Here is a 25,084-nt window from a genome sequence, read left to right as displayed (position 1 = left end):
TTGATTGTCGTTACCTGTCCGAACATTGGATAGGCCAATGCGCTGGTGGTCTTGTGCGCCTCCTCCGCAAACTCTGCGACTGCGTGATCAGGAATGTCCCGTGAGCCGCTCCTGTGCGGTGAAATAGTTTCGATCCGGCCCGCGAGAGTTTCCCCTGTTGCTGTTTGCCTCACCGTTGCCGGTTTCGTGATTCGCTGCCAAGGGTGTTGAAGCGCGCTTTCTGCTCGCTGCTTAGCGAGGCATAGAATGTCTCAAGCGCCGGCTGTATGTGCTCCGCTGCCGAGACCATCGCCTCAACCCGCCTCTCCATCTCCGCCAGCCGACCGACCGGCGTCTGCGGAATGACGTCGGGACACTCGGATTGGAGAATGTCGACCGCGCCTACGGTCGCCTCTCTCAGTTCGTCGAGCGCCTTCTGCTGCGACTCGCGCGGCCGGACAACCTCTTCGATCCTTCCGATCGGCAGGCCGACGAGACCGGGCTTGGGTTCGCCACAAGCCGAGCCCGCGCCTTGCGCCCGGGCCTGATCGCCTGTGCGGGCGAGGCCCACATCCGGTCCGAGCAGATTGAAACGCGCCTTCTGCTCGTCACTCAGCGAATTGTAGAACGCGTCAAGCGGCGGTCGCACAATACGGATGGCTTCAAGTGTTGCCTCAAGCCGCTCAACCATGGCCTGCAAACGTCCGGTCGGCGTCATTGGAACGTCAGTGGGGCAAGCGGCCTTGAATGCCTCGGCCGCCTTCGCCGCTGCTGCCTTGAGGTCGTCCAGAAGCTTCTCTTGCGCCTCGTCCGGCCGAACGGCACTCTCGATGCGCTCGAACGGCCACGCCGTGACACCTTCGGCCGGCTCGCAGAACTGCGCGACCGCGCGCGCAGTGGGACGGCCGCGGGGCGCCGCACGCGGCAGCGCAGCCCTCATGCGCTCCGGATACGGAGCCGCGTAAGCATGTTGGGAATAGGGACTGCCGTACGGCCAGAAGATCCCTTCGAATATGTCGTCGTAGGCGTATGCCCAATAGCCATTGAAATAGGCATAGGGCCAGAACGTGTAGTGAAAGATGTCGAAGTACACGTACGGCCAGAAGACCGGTCCCACCCACGCCACGAAGTGCGCGTGACGTCCGCGCCGCCAGGCATGCCGTGCAGCGATACGGGCCGCGCGGCGCGGCTCCCAGGCCTGCCGCCGAGCCTCCCTGGCCTGCCGCCGAGCTTCCCTGGCCTCTCGCCGATCGGCGCGGAATTGCGCAGCGAAGCGTCCGCGAGCGGCCACTTCAGGTGTCACGCGGTCCGGGCGACCCTGGCGCGCCTCGAGCCGCTCCTTCCGCCGCGGTTCGCGCTGCTGTGCGCGTTCCCGAAGCAACCGCTCCCGCCGCTGCGCGCGCTCCTGTCGCCTTAACTCGCGCTGCTCCAACCGCTCCTTTCGTTCGGCGGCACGCTCCTGCCGAGGTCGCTCGCGCTGCTCCAACTGCTCCTTCCGCTCGGCGGCACGTTCCGGCCGACGTTGCTCGCGCTGCTCCAACTGCTTCTTCCGCTCGACGGCACGCTCTTGGCGACGTTGCTCCCTCTGCCGTGCGCGCTCACGCCGTCCCCGCAGCTGCTCGTCGGCGCGTTCCGGTTGTCGCTGCAGTCGCTCCCGCGCCTGCTCACGTCGCTGCTCCAACCGCTCTCGACGCTGGATTCGCTGCTGGACGTTCTCCCGTCGTTGCCGCCGGATCCATTCCTGCTGGCGCTGTGGGCGGGCGCGTCGTTCGATCCGCTGCCGAGGATCTGCCCGCATCTGCCGCTGAATTCGACCCGGTCGCTGCACCCCACGACGAATCTGAGGTGGCGCGGCCCTTCGGATACGGGGCCCGCCACGCTGAACTCTCGGTTGGGGCATTACGGCCCTCGGTGCCGCGCGAGAAGGCATCTGGCGCGGAGCAGCACGCTGAACCGGAGCAGCGCTTCTTGGACCGGCCTGTCGTTGTGCTACCTGTATTGGCATTGGCGCGCGAGGCTCAGAAGCAGCAGCAGCTGTGCGTTGCTCGCTCGGCTGCGTGTCCGAGGTCGCTGGCATCGCTGTGAGAATCAAAAGTGCGGTCGCGAGGCACGCGACGAGCTTGGTCATCATCCGTCCATCCGAGTCGCCCTCGGATGGGAAACTCGTGCCGACCTTTGCAGTTTCCTCGCACAACCCGCTGCGGCCTCTCAAGACAGTACGCTATCGTACCGGATCAACGGCGCCGGTGACGAAAGGCGGTGTACTATCACTGCAAACCTATCTCGACCGACATAGACCAGACTATTTCGGATGCAGGGTGATCCGCCGAGCGGGAATCCTCGCCATCAGGAATTGGTAGAATGCATCGACCTGCTCCCGATTCCCTGGAATACGGTATCGCTTCCGGGACCGAAGCATGAGCCAGAACGGCAGAAAAGCCACGATATACCAGAACGACGGCGGAGATTCCGGTCGATCGATCTTCAGTTCGACCCAGTCGTCGCGCCTGTAGAACCCAAGGAACAGGAATGCAGCGCCGATCAGGAAGAGTGCCAGGCTGACGATCGTCGACGGCATCGTTTCGACCCCCGTCAAGGCACCGGCCGCTGCGAATGCGATTCCGAGAACGATCCGGGTGATGCCGCTCCATGTCCGCCAATCAGCCGTCCGACGCCTTGCCTCCGAGACCTCCGTGTATTGGATGCCGATCAGGCGATCTCCCCGTCTCCCGAAAAAGCGCTGACCAGTGGCATATACGTCTAGTCCCGCATCCATGTTGAAGACCGCCACTACCGATTCCTCGGGCTCGAGCGCCGACGCAATTTCGTCCGGGACGTTTTTCACCGTCGCGTGCAAAGGATGCCCTCTCTTCACTCTCCCTTGCTGTCCATGGAAACCCTTTGAACAATTCATGCGAACGCTTCGCGTACCGGCCTGTTCCCGCGCCTCGGCTTAGCTCATCCGAGCGCTGTGCCGTACAGTTGGCCGGCGAGCGCCCCCAAGCCTGTCTCTTTCTTTGGCGTGATCGGTGGCGGCACGCCCAAATCGGCCCGCAGATTCGCGATTGCGCCGCAGCGCGGTTTGGCCGCGCTCGGGTCGGCCTTAGTCCGGCTGCAACTCGTCCGACTTCGCCAGTTCCGCTGCTGTCGGCGAACGGTAGCACATGCTCATGAGTATCAGGCCGATCACGATCGGGGTGGCCCATGCCGCCAGGACGATGAAGGTGCTCATTCCTGCGCTCATGCTGCTCTGCTCCGCATGTAATCGATCGTTTCTTTGGCGGCAGCATCTCTGGGCGGCGGGGTATAACGCGGCGCGGTGGCCATCTCGGCCGGCCAACACATGCTCCACAGGAGAAACACGCCGGTTAAACCACCGAGGATCAGCCAAGCCCAGAGCCCTGGCATGCCGAAGAAGACGCCGTCGAGATAGTTGCCGAATTCGATGCCCGGTCCGACGAACATGATCCACCAGAACGGAATATAGAACCACAGGAAGCTGTGCCACTTCCTTGCCTTGAGCTCGTAGAATCCGGGATCGTGCTTCCTGTAGAACTGGTCGAGCTCATCCATCCATTCAGAGAACTTCTGGCTCGGCGTGGTGATCGAAGAAACCAACCAGATGGTGAGAAGATTGAAGATGATTCCCCAACCGGCAGAGTGGATGCTCAGCGTGTAGCGGTACGCTGGCCAGAAGTAAGTCGCGGTGACAGCTAGGATCCCGACCATCAAACCGGCGGTGATGCCTTGCGGTGTCCACCGGATGGGCCAGCCGCGGAAGTTGTAGCAAATCACGATGAGCGCCGGGTAGAGCTGGAATCCGTACGAGACCGCGAGACCTCCCAGCATCACCATGAGGTCGTGCTGGGCAAAAGCGACGTAGAGCGAAGCGAGAAGCAGTATCACGCAGAAGATGCGCGACCAGTGCACCTGCCAGCGCTCAGAAAACACATCCGAGATCCTCAGCGCTTCCACCCGCGGCTGCGGACTGCCCGGATTGTGCCCGGGGTTGCCGCCGCCATGGGCCGCCGCGGGCTCTAGGCGCTTCGCCCGGTACAGCAGCGTCTCGCCGATGATGTTCCGGGTCGCGATCGCGGCGAACGAGGAGATGTAGGGTCCTGCCGTGGACTGGGCCGCGGCGAGCAGGCCGATGGCAGCCAGCGGAATCAGCCACAACGGCATGTATTCGAGCATCAGCCTCGGCACCACGCCGTCTGATCCCGCACCTGCCGCGCCCGCAGCCCGGATGAACTCGACCAACGCAGCGTTGCTGAACATGGCCGGATCTTGGTGGGCGAGGACCTGAGCCCCCATCCCTTGAACAACCGACCACAGCACCAGCGTCGCCGTCACTACCGTGCCGATGCCGAGGGTTATCTGCCAGGCGAGCGTTCGCGTATGGCGCATGCTGTACGCCCACATGGTGAAGGCGGGGGATGCCTGAATCCCGGCGAGGGCCAACATGTAGGTGAGCATCATGATGCCTGTCCACTGCGGCTTCGGTCCCAGGCCCTCTACATTCGCGATCCAGTTCCAGTTCCAGAGGATCGAACCATGCGAGTGGGTGTAGTAAGTGTGCGTGGTGAAGATCTTCTCCGTGAATGGGCCCCACCCACCGAAACCGTACAGCACAGACGCCCCGATCAGCGTGATACCGCCGAACGTTAGGAAATACTGGGCTACGTCCACCCACGCGATGGTCCTGAGTCCACCGGCACCGACATAGATGAGCATGATCAGCGCGAGCGCGACGCTCCCCACGAAGAACGGGAAGAACCCACCGGTCACCACGGTGAACAGCAAGCCGGACCCGATGAGCTGGACCGCCACGTAAAAGCAGCTGTACAGAAACGACACGATAATGATCAGAATTCCCAGGAAATACGAATCGAAGATTGTGCGGTACTGTTCGGGCGAAGTGATGAATCCGTATCGGCGCCCGAGCATCCACTGCCGCTTGATAAACAGCGCGCCGGTGAATGGAATCGTGATCGCATAGAGACCGGCATAGGCGTAGGCCATCCCGCCGGCATAGACCGTCCCGGGATGTCCCATATAGGTCCACGCGCTGAACGACGTGACGGATGCGGAGAGCATAAACAGCCACGCCGGAAGCGTCCGCCCTGAGATGCCCCAGCCGGAAAGGGTGCGGGCCTGCTTGTAACCAATGACACTCCAATAGATGCAGTACGCCCAGTAAAGCCCGACTGCGATGAGCACTCCGGCAATCAGTGGCCAGTTGTATTCGGGTGCTGGCATGATCAATCTCCTCCCAAAGGCCGATGCCTGAGTCTCCACCCGCTTAAAGAAACGGGTGAGGAGACGACGCCGAGGTCACGCTAATCTTGTTATGTTCTTGAACAGCGTTCCGCGGTCAGCTCCTCGACAACCGGGCGTCCTTCTGACGCCACATGCCATCACGTTCCGTAGGCGCGGCTGGATCGCAGGCACGCGCCGAGCTTGAGTGATGATCCGTCCATCCGCGTCGCCTGCCAACGAAACGCCCGCCGACTCTTGACAGTTCCTTGCGCCACCCGATGCGACATTTAGGACCGTACGCTACGGTACCGGATCAATGGCGCGATGCGCGAACTCCCGAGTGGGAGACGACACAAACGAAATCCAAACAGCGTTCAGCCAGTTCGCGACTGTCAGAGTGCGGGGTACGGTTCTAGCATTGCTGCCCGAGCTGGTGCAGGTTGCGGCGCGGCTGATCGTCGAGGAGGCGCTTGAGGGCGAAGCCGCCGATGCCCTGGCACGCGGCTATTACGCGCACGGCCCAGCAGCGGGGGCGGGAAATCGCAATGGCTACTGCACCGGTCGGCTGAAGACGGTGGAGTGCACCAAGGTGACCCCCGCATGCCTTCGGCGAACGCGCCGTGCTCAAGCTGATGCATGCCGCCCTCATCCGCGCTGCCGAGCACTGACGCGGGCTCGGGATGAGCGCGTTCGAGCAGCGTCAGCTAAAGGTGATCCGCGACGAACTTGATCGGGACCACGCTGAGCGGCACCGCGCCCGCCGTGAGCGCAAATGTCACCGCATCCCCAACTTGTTATCCAGCAAGAACGAACTTGACCTTCTGCCACGCCCTATTGTTGCATCAACGGGTCCATTTCCAGGGAGGGCGCCTGCCGACGTTGCTGTTGGATGATCCTTTGATATTGCTCAGGGATCTTCTCAGCGCGTGAGGCAGCGGCTAACCGTTCTGGTAGCCACGTCGCGATCTGCGGGAAACTGATCAGCAGCCCGACCGCCAGCAACTGCAGAAACATGAATTGGAACATGCCCTTGTAGATGTCGAGCAGGCTCCACTTGTCGACCACTTGCTTCAAGTAGTAGGCGGACATGGCAATCGGTGGCGACAGGAAGGCCGTCTGCAGAACAACGGCGACCAGCGCCCCGAACCAGACCAGATCTATCTGCAGGGCGGCCACCACCGGATAGAAGATCGGCAAGAACACGAGAATGACTGCTGGCCACTCGAAGGGCCAGCCGAGCACGAACACCAGAGTCAATACCAGGATCAGCATGCTAGTCTTGGAGAGTTCCAGCGCGAGCAGGCCCTCGGTGATCCAGTTGGCAGTGCCAAGCCGGGCAAATACCGCGCCGAAGATGTTCGACGTGCCGGCGAGCAGAAGCACCATGCTCGAGGTCACCATGGTCGCGATCAAGGCTTTGCGGAATGCGGTCCAAGTCAATTTCCGGTAGCCAGCAGCGAGGACCAGCGACCCTGCGGCGCCGACGCCCGCTGCTTCTGTCGGTGTCGCCAGTCCGGCGAGGATCGAGCCAAGTGTTGCGGTGATGAGCGCCAGCAGCGGCACGACCCCAACCGCCACTTCTCCCAGTATGGCGGGAAGGGAGCGGACGCGCTCCTCCATGGGCATTGCGGGACCGAGTCCGGGATCGATCATGCTCCGGGCGAGAAGGTAGACGAGATAGATGCTGGCAAGCATGAATCCCGGCACAATAGCTGCCGCGTAGAGATCGGCCACCGAGACGCCAAGTACAGGGCCCATCACGATCAGCATCACCGAGGGTGGAATAAGGATGCCCAGAGTGCCTCCTGCGGCGATGGCGCCGGCCGAGAGCTGCGCGCTGTAGCCGGAGCGGGTCATGATGGGCGAAGCCATGATGCCAAGGACGGTCACAGCGGCTCCGACGATGCCTGTGGCCATGGCGAAGACCGCCGCAGTTATTACCACGACCACGTATAGGGAGCCCCGCACCGGCGCCATGAGGTGTCGGAAGGCAATGAAGAGTCGCTCCATCAGGCCCGCCTCCTGGGTGACGAAGCCCATCAGGATGAAGAGCGGCACGGCGGCGAGCACCTCCTCCTTCATCAGCCCGATGGTCTGAAAATAGGCGAGATTGAACACAGTTTCGCCCAACCCGAGCCAGCCGAAGCTCAAAGCGAGGAACAGCAGCGTGAATGAGATCGGGATGCCGATGAAAATTGCCCCGAGCAGAACGAGCAGCATCACGAGACCGATGAGGGTCTCGGGTGTCATACCTGAACCTTCAGTTTGCGTTCTATCTCCTCACCGGTACGCGCTGCATGCAGGCTCTTCAGGAGTTCCGAGACGCCCTGCAGCAGGAGCAACAGGCAAGTGATCGGGACGACCGACTTGAACGGCCACAGAGGCGGGCGCCAGGGCGTGAGATCAGCGAGCTCGTGGATGCGCCAGGACGTGAGCGCCTCCTGCAGCCCGACTACCATGAGGAGCGCAAAGCCAGGGAAAAAGAACACAATGTACGAGATCGAGTCGATGGTACCCCGGGTGCGGATGGAGAACGATTCCCAAAAAAAGTCCGTGCGGATGTGGGCGCCTCTGTAGAGAGTATACGCCGCTCCCAGCATGAACAGGGTTCCGTACAGCATATAGCTGGTATCGTACGCCCAGACCGTTGGCGCATTGAAAACGTATCGCGAGACCACCTCATAGCAGACGGCTGCCACCAGCGGCACCGAAAGAAATGCCACCACAGTGCCTGTGAAATCGGTGATCCGGTCGATCGACCGGATCACCGCAAGCATGCGTGGCGATGGACGAGAATCGCCCATAGCTAGCCCCGACCTGTGCCAGTCGAGGCGGGGTCAGCCCCGAAGCCCTCAGGCCAGTAGATGCTGGCAATGAACGAGTACGGCGGGAAATAGAATCGCTTGGCCGGCACAACGACCCTCGCGTACTCCCGTTGGGAATCCCACACCTTCTTGAAGAAGGGATTCTGTGCCGCCTCGCGTGCGGCGATCTCGTCCCACTTTTCTAGGAATGCGCGCAAGACATCGCCTGGCGTGCGCAACAATTGCACGCCGTACTTTTCACGCATCTCGAACAAGGCTTCGGCGTTCTGCTTCTGCCACTTCGGCCACCAGACAATGAAGGCATCACGGGCGGCTGATTTGATGATCTCCTGATGCTGAGGCGCAAGGGCGCGCCACACCTCACCGTTGATGAGCAGTTCGCCAATGGTGACGTTCTCGTGCACGCCTGGCGAGTAATGGAATTTCCAAACATTCTGGAATCCGAGGCGGATGTCCTCAACGCCGCCTACCCATTCGGCACAGTCGATGACGCCGCGCTGGGCAGCGGGAATGATCTCGCCGCCCGGCATATTGACGACCGTCATGCCAAGCTCCTTCCAGACCTCTGCGGCAAGACCAGTTTGGCGGCATTTCAGCCCCTTCAGGTCGTTGAGATTGGTAATGGGGCGATTGAACCAGCCGAAGGCTTGCGGGCCGGAGGGAAGAATGGGAATGGGGACGACATCGAGTTTGAGCACCTTAGTGTAGAACTCCTGATACAGTTCGAGGCCGCCGCCATGATGGAGCCAGCCCATCACGTCGATGAAATCCATGCCGAATGTGCCACCAGGGCCGCCGGTGAAGAGGATGGCTGTGCGGTCCTTGCCGGTCCAGTAGCCGGCCCACGAATGGGAGCCGTCAACGACCCGCCGGGAAACAGCATCGAGGAGCTCAAACGGTGGCACCACCTGACCGGCTGGCATGGTGTTGATGGTGAGCATCCCCGCCGACAGCTTGCCTACGCGATCTGCGAAGTAGGTGAAATTCTCGTAGAGCGTCAGGCTCGCCGGCCATGCGGCCTGCATTCTGAGGACGGTATTGGAAGACGGGCGGCCGGCCGGGGCTTGCTGGGCCCGTCCTGTTCCAGGCCCGAGAGTGGCCATTGCGCCCGCCGCAGCCATGCTGCCGATTAGAGTACCGATTGTTCGTCTGTCGATCGCCTTCCACATGGGGAGCCTCCCTAGTGAGGCTGGTCGCAGGAGCTCGTGACTCCCGTACCATACCAGGCCCGTTCTCCAACTTTTACAGCTCTTCGTCTGCGCATCGGCCAGAAGAGTAGGACGCGATCGCCTTGAGCCTGAATGGCTGCGGTATGAGCTTTACGCGCATCGCGCCAACACCTAGCCAGCCGCCTATCTCTGTGTGCAACGCAAGAACTGAACTGAGATGCAACGTGGCAATGTAACTGCAGTTCCTAGCTGGCTCTACCAATGGTACGCGGATGTACCGACTCGATCCGGAATCGTAGAGACCTGTCACAATGGACGATTAGAGAGAGCGACCAACAAAAACTGCTGACGTAGAGCATCAGAGCAAGCGCCGCGAGAATGACGATACCTCGAGAATAATCTTCATCCGGGATGAAGTCGGTCTTGATGGCGCTCGCGACCTTCTCATCCTCGATCGACTGCGCGTTCAATGCTACCGTGCCGAGCTGAGCTTCATGTGCGTGTGCACGATGTGGCACGATCGCTTCGAACACTTTTTCCACCCCTTCATAGCAGAGGTAGGCGCCGCCAAACATTAGAAGTGGCGTGATCATCGCAGGAAGGAAGTATCCAAGGGCCAGAGCGATGGGAAGCAGAATCAGCAGCTTGTTGCGCAGTGATCCCGCTGCGATTTTGCCGACAATCGGCAGTTTGCGCTTGGCCTCGAATCCGATCACGTAACTTGGAGTGACTGCTGTATCGTCGATGACAACACCTGCCGCCCTTGCGCCCGCTCGCGCGGCCTGGCTAGCCACATCATCAAGGGAAGCTGCTGCTACCTTTGCAATTGCCGCGATATCGTCGAGAAGGCCGATCAGCCCGATACCCATCAATTCCTCTTCGTCATCCGCAGGTTCCTCGCCGACGAAACCGCAACCACATCCATCGATGTGCGATCTGATCGTGGTGAGGAAATCAATCGCGGTCATGATCGTCGTTTCAATGCTGAGCTCACGGTGAATACCGACAGAGACAGCGAGCGCATTGGGTTCGAGCAGCTCCCAGCGCAAATGTGGCTTAAAATTAGCCGCCCGTCGCGAAGCCCGGATAAAGCGTCATGCCACCATCAACAAACAAGGTCGCTCCGGTGACGTAGTCAGCAGCGTCCGAAACAAGCCAGGCAACAGCCTGGGCAATGTCGTCCGGTTCGCCGATGCGCTTGTAAGGCACCAGGGTCATCAGATCGCGGTAAGCCTCAGGGGTCTCCCAGGCAGGACGGTTGATCGGGGTCTGGATGGCTCCCGGCGCTACCCCATTGGCGCGAATGGCAAGGGGCGCCACTTCCTGCGCAATGCTACGCATCAGCTGCATCACTCCGCCCTTCGACGCGGCATAGTTAGCGTGACCTGCCCAGGGAATTTCCTGATGGACCGAACTCATGAAGACCAGTTTGCCGGTGGCGGCGGAAACATCGCGCGCCAGGCCACGCCGTTTGAACTCCCGCACGGCTTCCCGCGCGCACAAGAACTGGCCAGTCAGGTTGACGCCAATAACTTTGTTCCACTGCTCCATCGTCATTTCGAACAGGGGCGCGTCGCGCTGCAGCCCAGCGTTGTTGACGGCGATGTGGAGCGTCCCGAAATGATTGATGGCCGTCGCAAACATAGCCTTGACGTCTTTTTCATTGCTGACGTCGGCTTTGATGGTCAGGGCTCGGTGCCCGCCGGCTTCGATTTGGTGCGCCACTTCGTCAGCGGCGGCGGGGTTGACCACATAGTTAACAACTACGTCGGCCCCCGACGCGGCAAGACCAAGTGCGACAGCCTTGCCGATGCCGGAATTTGCGCCGGTAACCAACGCGGGTTGTCCCTCGAGGACAACGGGGAAGCGAGTCGAAGGGCGCTGCCGTGCCCCGGGCGCCGCGGAGCCGGCTGGGTCGTTTGTCACTTCAGGCATTCTGGTCTCCTTCCGGTACAGTCGTCTTTTGTGTGCCCTCGCTTGGCATCGCTTTCTTGCCACCGCGCTTTTCCGACGGCTTGTCGCGACGAGTGAGATTGTGGGCGGTGTTCACCAGCGCGATGTGGGAAAAAGCCTGCGGAAAGTTGCCCACCAGCCTGCGGCGAGAGACGTCGTACTCCTCGGATAGTAAGCCGACGCCATTGCACAAGGACAGAAGCCGCTCGAACAGAGACTTGGCGTCCGCATTTCGGCCGATGAGGTGATAGGCATCGGCGAGCCAAAAGCTGCAGGCCAGGAACATGCCCTCGCCCGGCGGCAAGCCATCGTTGGTTGCCGCCGTGTCGTAGCGCCGGACAAAGCCGTCCGCGACCAGCTCTCGTTCAACAGCGTTCACCGTTGAGATCACGCGGGGATCTTCCGGCGGGAGGAAGCCCACCGCCGGAATCAGCAGCAAGCTGGCATCGAGCTGAGGCTCGCCATAGACCTGCACAAAGGCCTTGCGACCCTCGTCATATCCCCGACGACAGACATCAGCATGGATGGCGTCTCGGACCGCTTCCCACTCCTTGACTGGGCCGTCCATACCGAATTCTGTGGCCGACTTGATAGCTCGATCAAACGCCATCCAGGCCATGATTTTCGAGTATGTGAATTGCTTGCGGCCACTGCGGACCTCCCAGATACCTTCGTCCGGTTCAGTCCAGATGGCTCTTAGATGATCGAGCAGCGCGCATTGGATGGCCCATGCCCGTTTGTTCTCGCTGAGCCCGCCGCGGCGAGATTGGTACAGTGCGTCCATCAGTTCGCCATAAACGTCCAACTGCAGCTGGGTGTGCGCGGCATTGCCGATACGGACTGGCTTCGAATCTTCGTAGCCAGAGAGCCATGGTACCTCCCATTCGGTTAGTCGGCGTTCGCCTGTGACGGCATACATGATCTGAAGCTGGTTTGGACTGCCGGCGACCGCACGAATAAGCCAATCGCGCCAGGCACGTGCCTCCTCGTAATATCCCGCCCCCATCAGCGCGAGCAGCGTCAGTGTGGCGTCGCGAACCCAGCAGAACCGGTAGTCCCAATTTCTGGGTCCGCCGAGCTGCTCCGGGAGCGAAGTCGTCGCGGCAGCGACGATGCCGCCGCTCGGCCGGAACGTCAGAGCCTTTAGGGTAATGAGCGAGCGCAGAACCCGCTCCGAATACGGACCGGCCGCGGTGCATCGGCCCGACCAGTCCCGCCAAAACCGCTCGGTGTGCTCCAGGAGTTGAAGGGGATCTGCGGCCGGCATCTCATCCTGGTAGGAGAGCTGGTGGGTGAGCACAAAGGTTCTGCGTTCGTTATGGGAGATGACGAAAGAGCCCACGGTCCTCATCTCTTGCCCGTGTTGCGACACGTCGGACCGCAGCACCAGCATGGACGCTCCGGCAACTAAGGATACGGCCCCATCATCGAGACGGCTGACCCACGGCACGGAGATGCCATAGTCGAAGCGTGCCACCAGTTCGCTGCGCATCTCGACCTGGCCCTCGATCCCTTCGACGATCCGGACAATCTCGGAATTGTTAGACTTCGGCGGCATGAAATCGGTGACGCGAACGCGCCCTTCGTCAGCCATGAAGGTCGTTTCAAGAATCAACGTGTCCGATCGGTACCGCCGCTCGACCGATCGCGAGACCACCGGCGCAAGGCGCCAGTATCCGTTGTTTTCCGACCCAAGCAATTTCGCAAAACAACTGTCGGAGTCAAACCTTGGCAGACAAAGCCAGTCGATGGAGCCATCAAGCCCCACTAAGGCTGCGGTCTCGCAGTCGCCTATCAGCGCGTAGTCTTCGATCTGAGCCATAGAGAACCCCGCTTCGAATAGCTTCCGTGGCCGAACAGAACCAGCGATCGCCGTATCTCGCTTCCATCTTGATGCGTTTTGTCAGCGGCCCTAGCTGTGAAAAATGAACCTTTTCTTCGGAGTTGACGCTGCCCCCTTTGATCGCGCAGGCCTGAGATGGGGTATTGCTCCCGAGAGCTGACGAGATGCACGCTGCCCCGCCGGCCTTTTGCCCAGCGATTTGGCTTCAGGCGCCGCGGGCGCAGAGAGCGGTGCAAGGCCAACGGCACCTGTGCAAAGGAATTGCTGCAGGATTCAGGTACGTTATCGCACCAAATCGAATAAGACGTTTGACTCCCTCCGACTTGAGAACTTGAAAGGCGACCATCGGACGCCTGGAGCTATTCTCCTACGTTCGATTCCTCTGGTTAGAGGGATTCAAGTGGTTGCTTCGCACGACCTCCCGGGTCCAAACAGTTAGCTCTCCTGTCATTCGAGTTCTGAAGGTTTTTGATGCTCGTCTGCGTCATACCTTTGTTGAGATGAAAATGCCTCGCATCAAAGAACGCGCCTACAAGATCCTAGTGCAGTATGAACAGGCTCAGACCGAACTAATCGGAAAAGCGGTTGTGCTTAGCGATGGAAAGGCAGGAACGGTCGACGGACTCTTCTTGGACGAATTGCATGGCTTGCGCATTTCGGTCAGCGGACACGCTGGAAAGTGGCCCGTCTCGACGATTAAGCTTATGCAGAGTTAACTCAGAGGACGCAGCACTTATGAGCAAGCTACGACTACCAACCTATCACTGGGCGACAGGTTGAGGCTTCATCGCGCTGACTGCCCTCTCGAAAGCCCTGGATTGACTGACAGCTGCGCCCCTTGCGCTGAGATGGTCGCTGCTTTGAAGCGGCTTCAAACCGAAAGGCCCCAACTCGAGGGCCGAGTTGAAGCCTTTTGCGGCTATCGGGGCTAACGTCGGAAAACGGAATTTATCCGGACGCTCCCGAAAAACTGCCTGCTTACGATCCTTCTCGCAATCCCTTTTGGTACGGTTCCGGACCAATTTTCGTATATCAGTTTTGGGCGAACGATCCCGTAGCAGGCACCATTTACCTGCCGCGTGTTGCTGGCGATTCTTAGCGATGGGATGACGCTGCAAACTGCGATGGCAATTCTGGATCGACTGGACCAGCGGGACCTCGGGGCTGTTCGAATGCTGGCAGCTCCAATGCCGGCGGAAGCTCAACAATTCATTGATGGGCTCTGAATCGCCCAGGCGATCGAGGCGAACGCAGCCCGAGCCAAGTGCCGTGCGTGGATTCCCCTTGCCCACGTTCACGTGCGAAGCGGACGAGTTCCGGACTTAAGCTCTCGTCTCCGGCGGGGGAATGATTTCCCGCATGACCCGGCCAAAACCGGCAACGGCCGGTGGATCGACAGTGATCGTCGATCGTCGAGGCGGGCGCTTGACACAGTGGAGGGCAGCCCGGGGCAGCCCACATCGGAGACAATAGACGTGTCTTGAGACGTGTCTTGCGGCGCCGAAACAGGTGTGTCTGCGGTCGGCTGTTGCTTGTCAGCAACCGGCGAAAGGAGCATCCTCGACACGCAACTATTTGAGCAAGTCCGGAATTATCGGTCGGCAATGCCTGAAGGCCCGTCCCGTTTGAAGGACGCGCCGGAATGAAAATGACCCCGCAGCCAAGGGGGGCTCGAGCGGCAAGTCCGCTACGTACCCGATAGGGAGGACATCCATGGAAAGCCAGAAGCCTCATCGTGGGCTATCGCGCCGCGATGCGATCAAGACGGCGACTGCCGCGGGCGTCGCCGCAAGTATCGGCCCGTTCTTCCATGTCACGCCTGCGCGGGCCGCCAAGACACTGAAAATCCTGCAATGGAGCCACTTCGTCCCCGGCTACGACCGGTGGTTCAACAACACCTACACCAAGGAATGGGGCAAGAAGAATGACACCGAAGTGATCGTCGACAACATCAATCTTGCTCTTCTCGAGTCGCGCGCGGCAGCAGAGGTGTCGGCCCAGAAGGGCCATGACCTCTTCATGTTCCTCATGCCGCCTTCGGTGTTCGAGGATCAGGTTGTACCCATGAACGAGGTCTATGCCGAATGCGAAAAGGTGAACGGCAAGGCGATCGATCTCGGCATCAAAAGCACCTACAACCCGAAGACCAAGAGATACTTCGCCTTCTCCGACAGCTACGTGCCAGACCCGGTGAACTACCGCACCGATCTCTGGGGTGACATTGGCATGAAGCCGGACACCTGGGACGACATCCGTGTCGGCGGCAAGATGATCAAGGACAAGACCCGTATTCCGGTCGGCATCGGTCTCTCTGCCGAGATCGACACCGGCGTGGCCATGCGCGCGATCATGTATTCGTTCGGCGCGCATGAGCAGGACGAGGCCGGCAACCTCGCCATCAATTCCAAGAACACGCTGGAGGCGCTGCACTTCGTCAAGGGGCTGTTTGAGGACTGCATGACGTCGGAAGTTCTGGCTTGGGATGCCTCCTCCAACAACAGGCAGATGCTCGCCGGCCGCTCCTCGCTCGTGCTCAACGCCATTTCGGTGACACGCACCGGAGAGAACCAGAAGATGGCGATTCACGAGAAGATCGCCGTGGCCAGGGCCGCCAAGGGTCCGGTGCGGCGCATGGGCCTCGAGCACGTGATGGACTGCTACGTGGTCTGGAAGTTCGCGGAGAATATCCCGGGCGCGCAGAAATTCCTGGTCGACTACATTGCCAACTTCAAGGAAGCCTTCCTGGCCAGCGAGTTCTACAACTTCCCGTGCTTCCCTCAGACCGTGCCAGACCTCAAGCAGCTTATCTCCAACGACAAGAAGGCGGTGCCGCCGGACAAGTACGCGGTGCTCGAGGACGTGCTCGATTGGGCGACCAACATCGGCTACCCCGGCTACTCCACTGCGCCCATTTCCGACACGTACCAGACATGGCTGCTCAACACTGCCTTCGCCGAGGCGGCGACTGGTGCAGAGACGCCCGAAGACGCCTTGAAGAAACTCGATACCAAGATGAAGGCGATATGGGCAAAGTGGAAAGATCGCGGGATGCTCTGATACCGCGTATCGGCGGGGGTCCGGCGGCGGGCCTGGCCCCGTTTGACGCCGACGCGAGCGCCGAGAGGCATGCATGGCGACGGTCGAAGCACGGCACATATCAAAGCATTTCGACGAGGTGCGCGCGGTCGACGGCATCGATCTCGTTGCGCGCGAAGGCGAATTCCTCGTCCTGCTCGGCCCCTCCGGCTGCGGCAAGACCACGTTGATGCGGCTGATCGCCGGACTCGAGCAGCCGACTGCGGGCGACATCGTCATCGACGGCCGCGTCGTCACCGACCTGCCGCCGCGCGCGCGCAATGTCGCGATGGTGTTTCAAAGCTACGCGCTGTATCCGCATCTCACGGTCGCGAAGAACATCTCGTTTCCGCTGCGCGCGGTCGGCATGCAAAGGGACGCGATCCGCAAGAAGGTGGAATGGGCCGCGCGCATGTTCGGGATCGAGCGCTTCCTCGATCGCAAGCCGCGCCAGCTCTCCGGCGGCGAACGTCAGCGCGTGGCGCTCGCACGCGCGGTGGTGCGTGAACCGGTGGTGTTCCTGCTCGACGAGCCTCTGTCCAATCTCGACGCCAAGTTGCGGAATTCCGCCCGCGACGAGCTCAAGCAGTTCCAGCGCGACCTCGGCACCACCACCATTTACGTCACCCATGATCAGGCCGAAGCCATGGGGCTCGGCGATCGCATTGCAGTGCTGAACCAGGGCAAGGTGATCCAGATCGGCACGCCGCAGGAGATTTACGGCAAGCCGATGGACACCTTCGTCGCCACCTTCATCGGCTCGCCGCCGATGAATCTGGTGGAGGAAGGGCCCTCTTATGTCGGCTTCCGGCCGGAGGCCTTTTTGCCGCGCGAAGTCGGCAACACGAAAGACAGCGTCGCCTTTCCCTTCCGCGTCACCCGTGTCGAATATCTCGGCGCCGATCGGCTCGTCTATGGCGTGCTCGACGGCCGCACGCCGGAGGCGCATGTGATCTCGAAACTGCCGAACAACATCCGCGCCGACGTGGTCGCGGGCGAGCACTACGATTTCGTGGTGCGCAACCGCGAGATCCATCGCTTCGACCGGAACAGCGGCCGGCACATCGACGGGAGCGGGCGATGACGACCGCAACCGCTGGCGCCTTCACCGCGAAAGCGGGCTGGCGCACGCGGCTTGCCGACGACGAGCGCCTGTTGTGGCCGCTGATGCTCGCGCCCGCGATCCTCTACATCGTATTGCTGGTTGGCTTTCCGTTTTTTCTCTCGCTGTTCTACAGCGTTTCCGATGTCACCGTCGGCAGCCGCAGCATGAACTTCGTGGGCCTGGAGAACTTCTACCGCGTGGTGGCATCCAACACGTTCTGGACCGCGCTCAAGAACACTCTCATCTTCACGATCGTCTCACAACTCTTCGTGCTTGTTTTCGCTAATATCCTTGCGATGGCGCTGTCGGCCGATTTCCGCGGCAAGTGGCTGGTGCGCCTGCTTATCCTGTTGCCTTGGGTCGCTCCGATTTCGCTTGGTGCAATCGGCTGGCTGTGGATCTACGATTCGATCTATTCGGTGATCAACTGGACGGGGCAGGCCTTGCGCATTCTCGGACCGAACGATTGGCCGATCTGGCTTGGCCAGCCCAATCTCGCCATGGCCTCGATCATCGTTGTGCAGATCTGGCGCATCGTGCCGCTCGCCACCGTGATCCTGCTTGCAGGGCTCACGTCGATTCCGCAGGACATCCACGACGCCGCCGCTGTCGACGGCGCCGGTTTCTGGCGCCGCACCTTGCAGATCACATTCCCGCTGCTGCTGCCGATCACGCTGGTCGCCGTGCTGTTTGGGATCATCTTCACCTTCACCGACATGATCGTGGTGTTCTTGCTCACCCGCGGCGGCCCCTATGACCAGACCCAGGTGCTCGCGACCTGGGCCTTCTTCACAGGCATTCAGGGCGGCGATCTTGCAGGAGGTGCGGCGGTGTCGCTGTTCCTGCTCCCGGTACTGGTGGCGGTGGCGATCGTGTTCCTGTTGCTTGCGCGGCGTTCGGAGGTGACGTGATGACGCGCCGCCTGTCCAAGCTGGTGCGCATCGCCAGGGCCGGCGGACATGCCGGCATCCTGGTCTTCTTTATCACCTTCCTCGCATTTCCGTTCTACTGGATGCTGATGACGACGTTCAAGACCACGATCGATCTGCACGACGTCAGCAAGAACCCGTTCCTGTTCAACGAGCCGCCGACGTTTGAACATCTCGCCGTGCTGTTTCAGGACACCCGGTATCTGCAATGGCTGATCAATACCGGCGCCGTGGGGATCGCGGTCGTCCTCATCACGCTGGTCCTAGCGGTGCCGGCGGGCTACGCGCTGGCGCGCATGACCGGTCCCTGGGCGCAGACGCTCGGCATTGCCATCTTTCTCACCTATCTCGTGCCGCCGACCATTTTGTTCATTCCGTTCGCGCGCATCATCGCGACGCTCGGGCTGCAGGATTCGCTGTGGTCTTTGGTGCTCGTCTATCCGAGCTTCACGGTGCCGTTCTGTACCTGGCTGCTTATGGGATTCTTCAAGGCGATCCCGCGCGATCTTGAGGATGCAGCGATGATCGACGGCCTTTCGCGGTTCGGCGCGTTTGTCAAGGTGGTGATGCCGATCTCGCTCGCCGGCGTGTTGACCGCGATTATCTTCGCTTTCACGCTAGTGACGCAGGAATTTGTCTACGGTGTCACCTTCATCACTTCCGCCTCGAGCTACACCGTCAGCGTCGGCGTGCCGACCTTCCTGGTGCGCGGCGACGTCTATTTCTGGGGCTCGATGATGGGTGCCTGCCTGATCGCAAGCGTTCCCGTCGCGATCATCTATAATCTCTTCGTCGACCGCTTCGTGGCCGGCTTTACGGTGGGGGCGGTGAAATAGGGCGATGGAGCATGTCGGGCGCGAGCATGTCGGATCAGGAACGCGAACTGCATGAAGTGAACAGTTCGAGTAACGCGCGTCCCTTCATCGGATCGTAGTGCATGGTCACCGCTCATCTTTCGTCAGCACTCTGAACGGACAGACCGATTGTGGCGCAATCAGTGCTGCCGCGAGCGCCTTCCCCTGCCCCGCATATCGGCTCTAGAAAACTCCGAAGCCGAACGGGCCAAAGCCGAAGGACACGTAGGTCCGCGGGCCATAGTACCGATCATAGTAGGGCCAGCCGTAGCCGAACGGGCGATAGTACGTATATGCAGGTCGATAGTGGGCCCCGTAGTACGGACGGTACCACGGCCGGTAGAAGCCGAACGTACGGTAGGGCCGGTAGTATGGTCGATAGTACGCCCGATAGTGCGGCCGGTAATAGGCACGATAGTGGTACGGACGATACAGTGCATAGGCTCGTCGGTGATGGCGGACGTGACCAAAACGCCGATGATGCCGGCGCTGTGAACTGAATTCGCTCGACTTTAGCGCCGAACTTGCCTTGCTTGATCCTTCTACAGCAGTCTTAGGACTTTCGGCCGATGCGGGAGCAACCGTGCTCACGCTCCACAGCATCGCTGTGGCAGCCAGTATAGCTGGTCCAGTCAAACTCTTCATCTCAGGCTCCTTTCTATTCAAATCGCCCTCAACTCGCAACGCTCGACTATCTCCGATGTTTCTCACGCCGACCTCCACTTTGGTCGATCCGTTCTCATGAAGTCCGCTCGCCGCAGTCTCTGGCTGCGTAACTTCCCCAGATCGCTGATCAGTTCTCGCGCACCACGCGAGCGCAGAGAGAAGCGTACGATACAGTACAGAGAAAATCGCTCGCGTGGACGCACGTTCCAAAGCTGGATTGCAAGTGTTGGGAGGTTGGATGACGATCATAGATGTCACAGTGCCGTCCTGTCCTGGCGGTGTTATTCCTGTTCGCCCTGATTTCGATCGCACAGCCATCAATGAGATCTAGTTCAGGCTGGCCTAGATGCTGACCCGCTTCATGAAAGGCCACCATGGATGGATTGGACGATGTACTGCGTCTTCTCGTAGCCGCCGGCACTGGCCTGCTAATTGGGATCGATCGCGACGCTAGCGGAAAGCCGGTCGGAATGCGCACGCTCGCCTTGGTGGCACTAGGTGCCGCGCTGGTCTCTATTGCGGCGATAGAATTTCAAAACCTTCGATCCCATCCGGATGCAATCTCCCGCGTACTCCAAGGCGTCGTCGCAGGCGTCCTTACCGGAGTGGGTTTCATTGGCGCAGGGGTGATCCTGCGCGACCGAGAAGCCAACACTGTTCAGGGATTAACAACCGCGGCTACCGTATGGATAGCGGCCGGACTTGGCATTGCGTGCGCCCTCGGAGCGTGGCTGCTTGTTGGTACTGCCATTGCCATTACGTTGTTCGTGCTATTCGTATTTGGCTGGATCGAAAAAGCATTGGGTCTAAACGGCTAGGCGTCCTTCACAGTTCCGCGTCTTCCATCGCTGGGGAGCGCAGCATGGGAACGATTGCAACTGGTCCTCCGCAACTAGACCTTCTTCGAGAAGATGTCGCTTCCGAGAAGCTGGGAACTGCGCCATCCTGAATACAGCGCTTGCTCCAACGGCAGCTGCTGCTCCGATTCTGATCGGTATCTGCTCTCGCCGTGGAGCAAAGTCCTAGGGCGACTGCAGTGACGAACAGCCAGCATGCAAACAACCGGTGTCCTGTCATCTCCTCGTTCCTTCACGCCTGACGTATTCAGGGAAACAGCTTGCAGCGCGCGCAGCGCCTGCATGTCTACTGCGTGCTATGGCCCCGGTGGCACGGGCAACGCTGTTGGCCTCGCCCTACGCATTCGGAGCTAGCTGCTTATCCAGTCCTTCTTCATCCTGCAATAACAGTGCCTCACAGGCCTCAGCCAGCCGGTAGTCGGCTTTCTTCGCGCCGGGCCGCGTCACGAGTTCAACCGGAACGACATCATGGGTCCGGCGCGCATCGCGGCTGGCCATGAGTGCGACCATTCGTTTCCCGGTGTCGGGCAACGAGCGAAACTCTTCAGCGCATCTGCGGGCAAGTGAAGCCACAACAGCCGCTTCACTCGCGTCAGCGACCAGTCGTTGCACGCGCACCGGATCGACATATCCGAACTCCTTAACCAGCAGATATGCTCCAATGACCATGCCCGAAGCGCCGGTGCACAAGCTAAGTTTCACCGTCAACCAGTTGACGCCGAACCTTTCCATTTGACGCTCCTTGGCGTCCGCTTTGATGCGTACGAGGCTTTGATCTTCCGTGGTTTGTCACCGGTTCAGGCCGGAAGGCGCGGCATGCTGCATTCCGCAGCGAACGAACCTGCGCATCCATCGCAGCTCACCGAGTGACCGCATCGATCATTTGACCTGTTTGGCAAGCCTTCGCGGGAACACGCAGCAGGCGATAGCAGCTGCATGAAGCGCTAGCCAATCCCTCCCTGTCCAGTATCGAGATGCTTCCGCGCTCTCTGTGGATCAGCCCTGCTTCTTCCATTCTTCCTATTTCGGTCGTGACGCCGGCGCGGCGGACCGCGATAGCCCGGCTCAATACGTCGTGCGTCAAAGGGATGCGACTCATCTGCAGCAGGTCGCTCGTCACCAGCAGCCATCTTGCGAGTCGCTCGCGCAGCGAGTGCTTCGTGTTGCACGCAAGCAGCTGAGAGCTTCGAATGAATGCGGCGTTAACGTAGGCAAGCAAGGCGCGACGAAGCTCGGGCAAGGCTTCCTGAAGTGCGGCCAGCTCATCCGAATTGATGCGCAGAGCATGCCCGGGCACCTGAACAATGCAACGATACGGCGATATTCTGGCTCCCAGGATAATGGGAATTCCGATGAAATCGCCGACGCCCAAGGTACCTATTTCGACGTGAGCGCGATCGGCGCCGGCCCGTGCGAACAATGATACAGCCCCACCTTCTACAAAGTAGGCAAAGCGCGCTGGGACGTTCCGTTCCAGCAGGATCTGACGCTTGGCCAGCGGAACATTTTCGGACCGCGCTAGTATTTCGGCACGACACTCATCCGTTAGTTGCCGCAGGATGCCATTGGCCACGCACGATGAAGTGGCGGCAGCCTTGTATTCGATCGGCGCGACCGTACGATTTATCGAAATCGCTTCCGTCATTCCTCCAGAATGTAGCATAGCGTTCTCCGTGACCGCGCCTGCCCTCCGCGCGAGTCTGATCATGGTCAGCGAGAACCTGGAAGTCGGGGTCCAGACCCGCGCCGTCGGGAATTTCCCTACAGCCGAGCGGAACTTTCCGACAGCCAAACAGCCTTCCTTGATGAACCTTGGAGCGATATGAGTCGTAACGGGGGCTGCGTCACAGGCTCAGGAACAATCGCCATGGCTCCATCAGCCTCAAGCATGGCACGGCGGTCATTGATCCTGCTGATGATGGCGGCTGCAATTCCCGTACTTTTGTTTGGAGGCTGGGTTGCCTTCCTGAATGCGCGGCAAGATCGCAATGCCGCTCGGCTGGCCGCCTTCGAGGCGCTCGACCGTGTTGCCAGCCGCGTTACTGCAGAACTCGCCACTCAGGTCGAACTGGCGGAGGCACTGGCTGCCTCCGCTTCGCTGGATCAACCTGATCTGGAGATGTTCTACCGGGAAGCAAAGCGGCTCAAGGATGCGCATCCGCTTTGGGAAACAATCGTGCTCGTCGATACGGAGGGGCGGCAGGTTCTCAATCTCCTTCGGCCTATTGGGGCTCAACTAGGAACAACGGCTGACCGGGAGAATCTCAACAAGGTGTTGCAGACTCAAAAAGCTGCAATCGGCGGCATTGGCCCGCCGGGTCCCATTTCAGGAAAGCGACTTGTCGCCTTGCGGGCTCCCGTCACGCGAGATGAACGTATCAAGTTTGTCCTGACGATCGCTCTCGTTCCTGATGCCGTGAGTCAGATCCTCCGCAACGCTGGTGCGCCAAAGGGCTGGGTTGGCGTAGTCGCCGACGCGAAGGGAAATATCGTCGCGCGAACGATCAAGGAGGAATTCGAGCTTGGACGGCCAGCGAGTGAGTCGGTTCGGGCAGCCATTCAGCGCAGCTCCGAGGGAGCATACGTCGGCCACACACTAGAAGGAGTCGAAGTCGACGCAGTCTATCGCTCACTTCCGGGAACAGGGGGATGGTCTGTTCATCTCGGACTGCCGACAGAATCGCTCAATGCGCCAGTACGACGGTCAGCATATCTGCTGGCGGGTGGCGGCGCCGTCAGCGTTGCACTCGCACTCGCCCTAGCCTGGCTCACCGGCATCGATCTGGCGCAGCGGCGTCGTGCGCAGGAGGCACAAGCGGCTATCGCGCTAGGTCTAAGTGAGGAGCGTCGCAAGCTCGCCATCGAGGCTGCAGAACTGGGCGTCTTTAACTGGAACTTGAAAAGCGGAGAGGTACTTGTTTCGCATCGTGCGCAAGACCTTCTGAACCTTCCGGTCCGACCAGGCGAAACGTGGGACCGCGTCTATCGCCACGATCTATTCCTTAGCGGCATTCATCCGTCGGACCGGGACTTTGTCGCCCAGGCACTGAAGGGTAGCGTGCATGAGAAGCCCACGGTCGTCGAATTCCGAACGCGAGACGTCGACCATAATATCCGCTGGCGGCGAGTGACCGGGCGTCCCTCGCGGGTCAATCCCGATATGCACGACATCGTTTTTGGCGTCGCTATGGACATCGACGCGGCCAAGCAGGCCGAACTGGAGCGCATCAAGTTGCTGCGCCGGCTTTCGGTCGCCGAGGAGAACGAGCGACGCCGCGTTGCCCGTGAGCTTCATGATCAGATCGGACAGAGCGTGACGGGATTACTGCTAGGGCTCAAGAACCTGGAGCACAGTATTGGACCAAATGTGGATCGCGCCCGCGCAGATCGCATTCTCTGGCTCCAAACTCTGGCCAATGGTATCGGACGCGATCTCCATCGGGTCGCGACGGACCTGCGGCCCACGGCTCTCGACGACCTGGGACTGCACGATGCGGTAAAGGCGCTTTGCTCGGAATGGAGCAGCCGATACCATGTCAAGATAGATCTCCACATCCTCGGAACCCCCAATCGCGTCCCGCCGGACATCGAGATAGCGGTTTACCGCGCAATCCAGGAGGCCCTCACCAACATCCTCAAACACGCCAAGGCGAAGAACGTCAGCGTAGTAATCGATCAACGAAGCCGCGAGTTGCGCGCTGTCGTGGAGGATGATGGCGTCGGGTTTTCTGCCGAAGCAGGTGGGCCGTCCGAATACGAAAGAAACGCCTCTACCAAATTGGGCCTTTCCGGAATGCGCGAGCGATTGAGCTTGATTGGCGGTACTATCGTCATAGAATCAGAGTTGGGCGTCGGTACAACTCTGTTTATGTCGGTCCCACTGGGCTCGGGAGGGGAACTCTGACATGAGCTCCATCAGAGTCATACTTGCTGACGATCATCCTGTTGTACTTGCAGGAATGAAGGCGCTGCTAGATGGTACTGGAGACATCACGGTGGTCGGCGAGGCCACGACAGGTCCTGACGCCCTGAGAGTTCTTCGCGAAGCTGAACCTGACATCGCTGTGCTGGACATCTCGTTGCCCGAGATCAATGGCCTCGAGCTCGCCGAGATCGCTGCGATCGACTTTCCCAAGATCAAGGTTCTTGCGCTGACGGTTCACGAGGACCGCGCCTATGTGCAGCCGATGATGAGGGCAGGTGCCCGCGGATATCTGTTGAAGCGATCCGCGGCTGAGGAACTTGTCAGAGCGATCAGAGCGATCGCCAGCGGCGGGCTTTACTTGGACCCCACGATCGCAGAAATGCTCGTTCCACCACCGCCAGACAAAGCGACCGGGCCTCAATTGGCGGAACTCAGTCAACGTGAAACAGAGGTCTTGCAGCTGATCTCGCGCGGCCTGAGCAACAAGGAAATCAGCGGACGTCTCGATGTCAGCATAAAGACTGTAGAGACTCACAAAGCGAGAGCCCTCGAGAAGCTTGGGCTTCGCACGCGAGCCGAAATCGTTCGCTATGGCGTCGCTCACCGCTGGCTGGACGATACGCAATGAGGCTCTGAAGCCGCCGA

Annotated in this window: 19 protein-coding genes and 1 pseudogene; 8 read left to right on the top strand and 12 right to left on the bottom strand. The window is 60.3% G+C overall.

What is annotated here, in order from left to right; all coding sequences use genetic code 11:
- Positions 1 to 169: 169 nt before the first annotated feature.
- The 10 genes and pseudogenes from V1277_RS27975 to V1277_RS27930 all read right to left on the bottom strand — a co-directional run bounded on the left by V1277_RS27975 (position 170) and on the right by V1277_RS27930 (position 13,055).
- On the bottom strand, positions 170 to 1,777 hold the full coding sequence (locus V1277_RS27975) for a Spy/CpxP family protein refolding chaperone (protein WP_334419085.1): 1,608 nt from the start codon (positions 1,775 to 1,777) through the stop codon (positions 170 to 172).
- Positions 1,778 to 2,281: 504 nt separating this feature from the next.
- Positions 2,282 to 2,836, bottom strand: coding sequence for a hypothetical protein (locus tag V1277_RS27970; RefSeq protein WP_334419084.1), 555 nt, complete (start codon positions 2,834 to 2,836; stop codon positions 2,282 to 2,284).
- Positions 2,837 to 3,082: 246 nt separating this feature from the next.
- Complete coding sequence (locus V1277_RS27965) at positions 3,083 to 3,223, bottom strand: hypothetical protein (RefSeq protein ID WP_334419083.1); 141 nt, start codon at positions 3,221 to 3,223, stop codon at positions 3,083 to 3,085.
- The gene (locus tag V1277_RS27960; protein ID WP_334419082.1) at positions 3,220 to 5,238 is read right to left on the bottom strand and encodes a sodium:solute symporter family protein; all 2,019 of its coding nucleotides are present in this window, start codon (positions 5,236 to 5,238) and stop codon (positions 3,220 to 3,222) included. The genes V1277_RS27965 and V1277_RS27960 overlap by 4 nt, the downstream gene beginning before the upstream one ends.
- Before the next feature lie 831 nt (positions 5,239 to 6,069).
- On the bottom strand, positions 6,070 to 7,488 hold the full coding sequence (locus V1277_RS27955; protein WP_334419081.1) for a TRAP transporter large permease: 1,419 nt from the start codon (positions 7,486 to 7,488) through the stop codon (positions 6,070 to 6,072).
- Entirely contained in the window at positions 7,485 to 8,042 is a 558-nt protein-coding gene (locus V1277_RS27950; RefSeq protein ID WP_334419080.1) for a TRAP transporter small permease subunit, read from the bottom strand. Before V1277_RS27950 ends, V1277_RS27955 begins: the two co-directional genes overlap by 4 nt.
- 2 nt (positions 8,043 to 8,044) lie before the next feature.
- On the bottom strand, positions 8,045 to 9,232 hold the full coding sequence (locus V1277_RS27945; RefSeq protein ID WP_334419079.1) for a TRAP transporter substrate-binding protein: 1,188 nt from the start codon (positions 9,230 to 9,232) through the stop codon (positions 8,045 to 8,047).
- A gap of 410 nt (positions 9,233 to 9,642) precedes the next feature.
- Positions 9,643 to 10,101: pseudogene (locus V1277_RS27940) on the bottom strand (DUF808 family protein); the annotation flags it as partial.
- A gap of 193 nt (positions 10,102 to 10,294) precedes the next feature.
- Positions 10,295 to 11,167, bottom strand: a complete 873-nt coding sequence (locus V1277_RS27935; RefSeq protein WP_334419078.1) for an SDR family oxidoreductase — start codon at positions 11,165 to 11,167, stop codon at positions 10,295 to 10,297.
- The gene (locus tag V1277_RS27930; protein WP_334420475.1) at positions 11,160 to 13,055 is read right to left on the bottom strand and encodes a glycoside hydrolase family 15 protein; all 1,896 of its coding nucleotides are present in this window, start codon (positions 13,053 to 13,055) and stop codon (positions 11,160 to 11,162) included. The genes V1277_RS27935 and V1277_RS27930 overlap by 8 nt, the downstream gene beginning before the upstream one ends.
- 479 nt (positions 13,056 to 13,534) lie before the next feature.
- Between V1277_RS27930 and V1277_RS27925 the strand changes: the two genes are divergently transcribed.
- From V1277_RS27925 to V1277_RS27900, 6 genes are all read left to right on the top strand, one after another.
- On the top strand, positions 13,535 to 13,744 hold the full coding sequence (locus V1277_RS27925; RefSeq protein WP_334420474.1) for a PRC-barrel domain containing protein: 210 nt from the start codon (positions 13,535 to 13,537) through the stop codon (positions 13,742 to 13,744).
- A gap of 997 nt (positions 13,745 to 14,741) precedes the next feature.
- Positions 14,742 to 16,085: an extracellular solute-binding protein gene (locus V1277_RS27920; RefSeq protein ID WP_334419077.1), complete on the top strand. Its 1,344-nt coding sequence runs from the start codon at positions 14,742 to 14,744 to the stop codon at positions 16,083 to 16,085.
- A 73-nt stretch (positions 16,086 to 16,158) separates the two neighbouring features.
- Positions 16,159 to 17,187, top strand: a complete 1,029-nt coding sequence (locus V1277_RS27915; RefSeq protein ID WP_334419076.1) for an ABC transporter ATP-binding protein — start codon at positions 16,159 to 16,161, stop codon at positions 17,185 to 17,187.
- Entirely contained in the window at positions 17,184 to 18,119 is a 936-nt protein-coding gene (locus tag V1277_RS27910; RefSeq protein ID WP_334419075.1) for a carbohydrate ABC transporter permease, read from the top strand. The genes V1277_RS27915 and V1277_RS27910 overlap by 4 nt, the downstream gene beginning before the upstream one ends.
- Positions 18,119 to 18,973: a carbohydrate ABC transporter permease gene (locus V1277_RS27905; protein WP_334419074.1), complete on the top strand. Its 855-nt coding sequence runs from the start codon at positions 18,119 to 18,121 to the stop codon at positions 18,971 to 18,973. Before V1277_RS27910 ends, V1277_RS27905 begins: the two co-directional genes overlap by 1 nt.
- A 1,058-nt stretch (positions 18,974 to 20,031) precedes the next feature.
- Positions 20,032 to 20,475, top strand: a complete 444-nt coding sequence (locus tag V1277_RS27900; RefSeq protein WP_334419073.1) for an MgtC/SapB family protein — start codon at positions 20,032 to 20,034, stop codon at positions 20,473 to 20,475.
- Positions 20,476 to 20,850: 375 nt separating this feature from the next.
- On the opposite strand, the gene V1277_RS27895 is transcribed toward V1277_RS27900, so the two are convergent.
- Both V1277_RS27895 and V1277_RS27890 read right to left on the bottom strand, forming a co-directional pair.
- A complete protein-coding gene (locus V1277_RS27895; RefSeq protein ID WP_334419072.1) occupies positions 20,851 to 21,246 on the bottom strand; it encodes a hypothetical protein in 396 nt (131 codons plus the stop codon).
- A 127-nt stretch (positions 21,247 to 21,373) separates the two neighbouring features.
- On the bottom strand, positions 21,374 to 22,159 hold the full coding sequence (locus V1277_RS27890) for a Crp/Fnr family transcriptional regulator (RefSeq protein WP_334419071.1): 786 nt from the start codon (positions 22,157 to 22,159) through the stop codon (positions 21,374 to 21,376).
- A 222-nt stretch (positions 22,160 to 22,381) separates the two neighbouring features.
- On the opposite strand from V1277_RS27890, the gene V1277_RS27885 reads away from it, so the two are divergent.
- Both V1277_RS27885 and V1277_RS27880 read left to right on the top strand, forming a co-directional pair.
- Entirely contained in the window at positions 22,382 to 24,418 is a 2,037-nt protein-coding gene (locus V1277_RS27885; protein WP_334419070.1) for a sensor histidine kinase, read from the top strand.
- 1 nt (position 24,419) lies between these two features.
- Positions 24,420 to 25,067 carry a response regulator transcription factor gene (locus tag V1277_RS27880; protein ID WP_334419069.1) on the top strand — a complete coding sequence of 216 codons (648 nt, stop codon included), beginning with the start codon at positions 24,420 to 24,422 and terminating at the stop codon, positions 25,065 to 25,067.
- The last annotated feature ends 17 nt before the right edge of the window (positions 25,068 to 25,084 follow it).

This window comes from Bradyrhizobium sp. AZCC 1588 (assembly GCF_036924735.1).
Taxonomy (GTDB): domain Bacteria; phylum Pseudomonadota; class Alphaproteobacteria; order Rhizobiales; family Xanthobacteraceae; genus Bradyrhizobium.
Note: the sequence above shows the minus strand (reverse complement) of the source record. Positions and strands in the feature narration are given on the sequence as shown.

What these genes read in the sequence shown, in the direction of transcription:
- V1277_RS27975 (WP_334419085.1), bottom strand. Translation starts at nt 1,777, where the DNA reads ATGCGGGCAGATCCTCGGCAGCGGATCGAACGACGCGCCCGCCCACAG.
- V1277_RS27965 (WP_334419083.1), bottom strand. Translation starts at nt 3,223, where the DNA reads ATGAGCGCAGGAATGAGCACCTTCATCGTCCTGGCGGCATGGGCCACC.
- V1277_RS27960 (WP_334419082.1), bottom strand. Translation starts at nt 5,238, where the DNA reads ATGCCAGCACCCGAATACAACTGGCCACTGATTGCCGGAGTGCTCATC.
- V1277_RS27955 (WP_334419081.1), bottom strand. Translation starts at nt 7,488, where the DNA reads ATGACACCCGAGACCCTCATCGGTCTCGTGATGCTGCTCGTTCTGCTC.
- V1277_RS27950 (WP_334419080.1), bottom strand. Translation starts at nt 8,042, where the DNA reads ATGGGCGATTCTCGTCCATCGCCACGCATGCTTGCGGTGATCCGGTCG.
- V1277_RS27945 (WP_334419079.1), bottom strand. Translation starts at nt 9,232, where the DNA reads ATGTGGAAGGCGATCGACAGACGAACAATCGGTACTCTAATCGGCAGC.
- V1277_RS27935 (WP_334419078.1), bottom strand. Translation starts at nt 11,167, where the DNA reads ATGCCTGAAGTGACAAACGACCCAGCCGGCTCCGCGGCGCCCGGGGCA.
- V1277_RS27925 (WP_334420474.1), top strand. Translation starts at nt 13,535, where the DNA reads ATGCCTCGCATCAAAGAACGCGCCTACAAGATCCTAGTGCAGTATGAA.
- V1277_RS27920 (WP_334419077.1), top strand. Translation starts at nt 14,742, where the DNA reads ATGGAAAGCCAGAAGCCTCATCGTGGGCTATCGCGCCGCGATGCGATC.
- V1277_RS27915 (WP_334419076.1), top strand. Translation starts at nt 16,159, where the DNA reads ATGGCGACGGTCGAAGCACGGCACATATCAAAGCATTTCGACGAGGTG.
- V1277_RS27910 (WP_334419075.1), top strand. Translation starts at nt 17,184, where the DNA reads ATGACGACCGCAACCGCTGGCGCCTTCACCGCGAAAGCGGGCTGGCGC.
- V1277_RS27905 (WP_334419074.1), top strand. Translation starts at nt 18,119, where the DNA reads ATGACGCGCCGCCTGTCCAAGCTGGTGCGCATCGCCAGGGCCGGCGGA.
- V1277_RS27900 (WP_334419073.1), top strand. Translation starts at nt 20,032, where the DNA reads ATGGATGGATTGGACGATGTACTGCGTCTTCTCGTAGCCGCCGGCACT.
- V1277_RS27895 (WP_334419072.1), bottom strand. Translation starts at nt 21,246, where the DNA reads ATGGAAAGGTTCGGCGTCAACTGGTTGACGGTGAAACTTAGCTTGTGC.
- V1277_RS27890 (WP_334419071.1), bottom strand. Translation starts at nt 22,159, where the DNA reads ATGACGGAAGCGATTTCGATAAATCGTACGGTCGCGCCGATCGAATAC.
- V1277_RS27885 (WP_334419070.1), top strand. Translation starts at nt 22,382, where the DNA reads ATGGCTCCATCAGCCTCAAGCATGGCACGGCGGTCATTGATCCTGCTG.
- V1277_RS27880 (WP_334419069.1), top strand. Translation starts at nt 24,420, where the DNA reads ATGAGCTCCATCAGAGTCATACTTGCTGACGATCATCCTGTTGTACTT.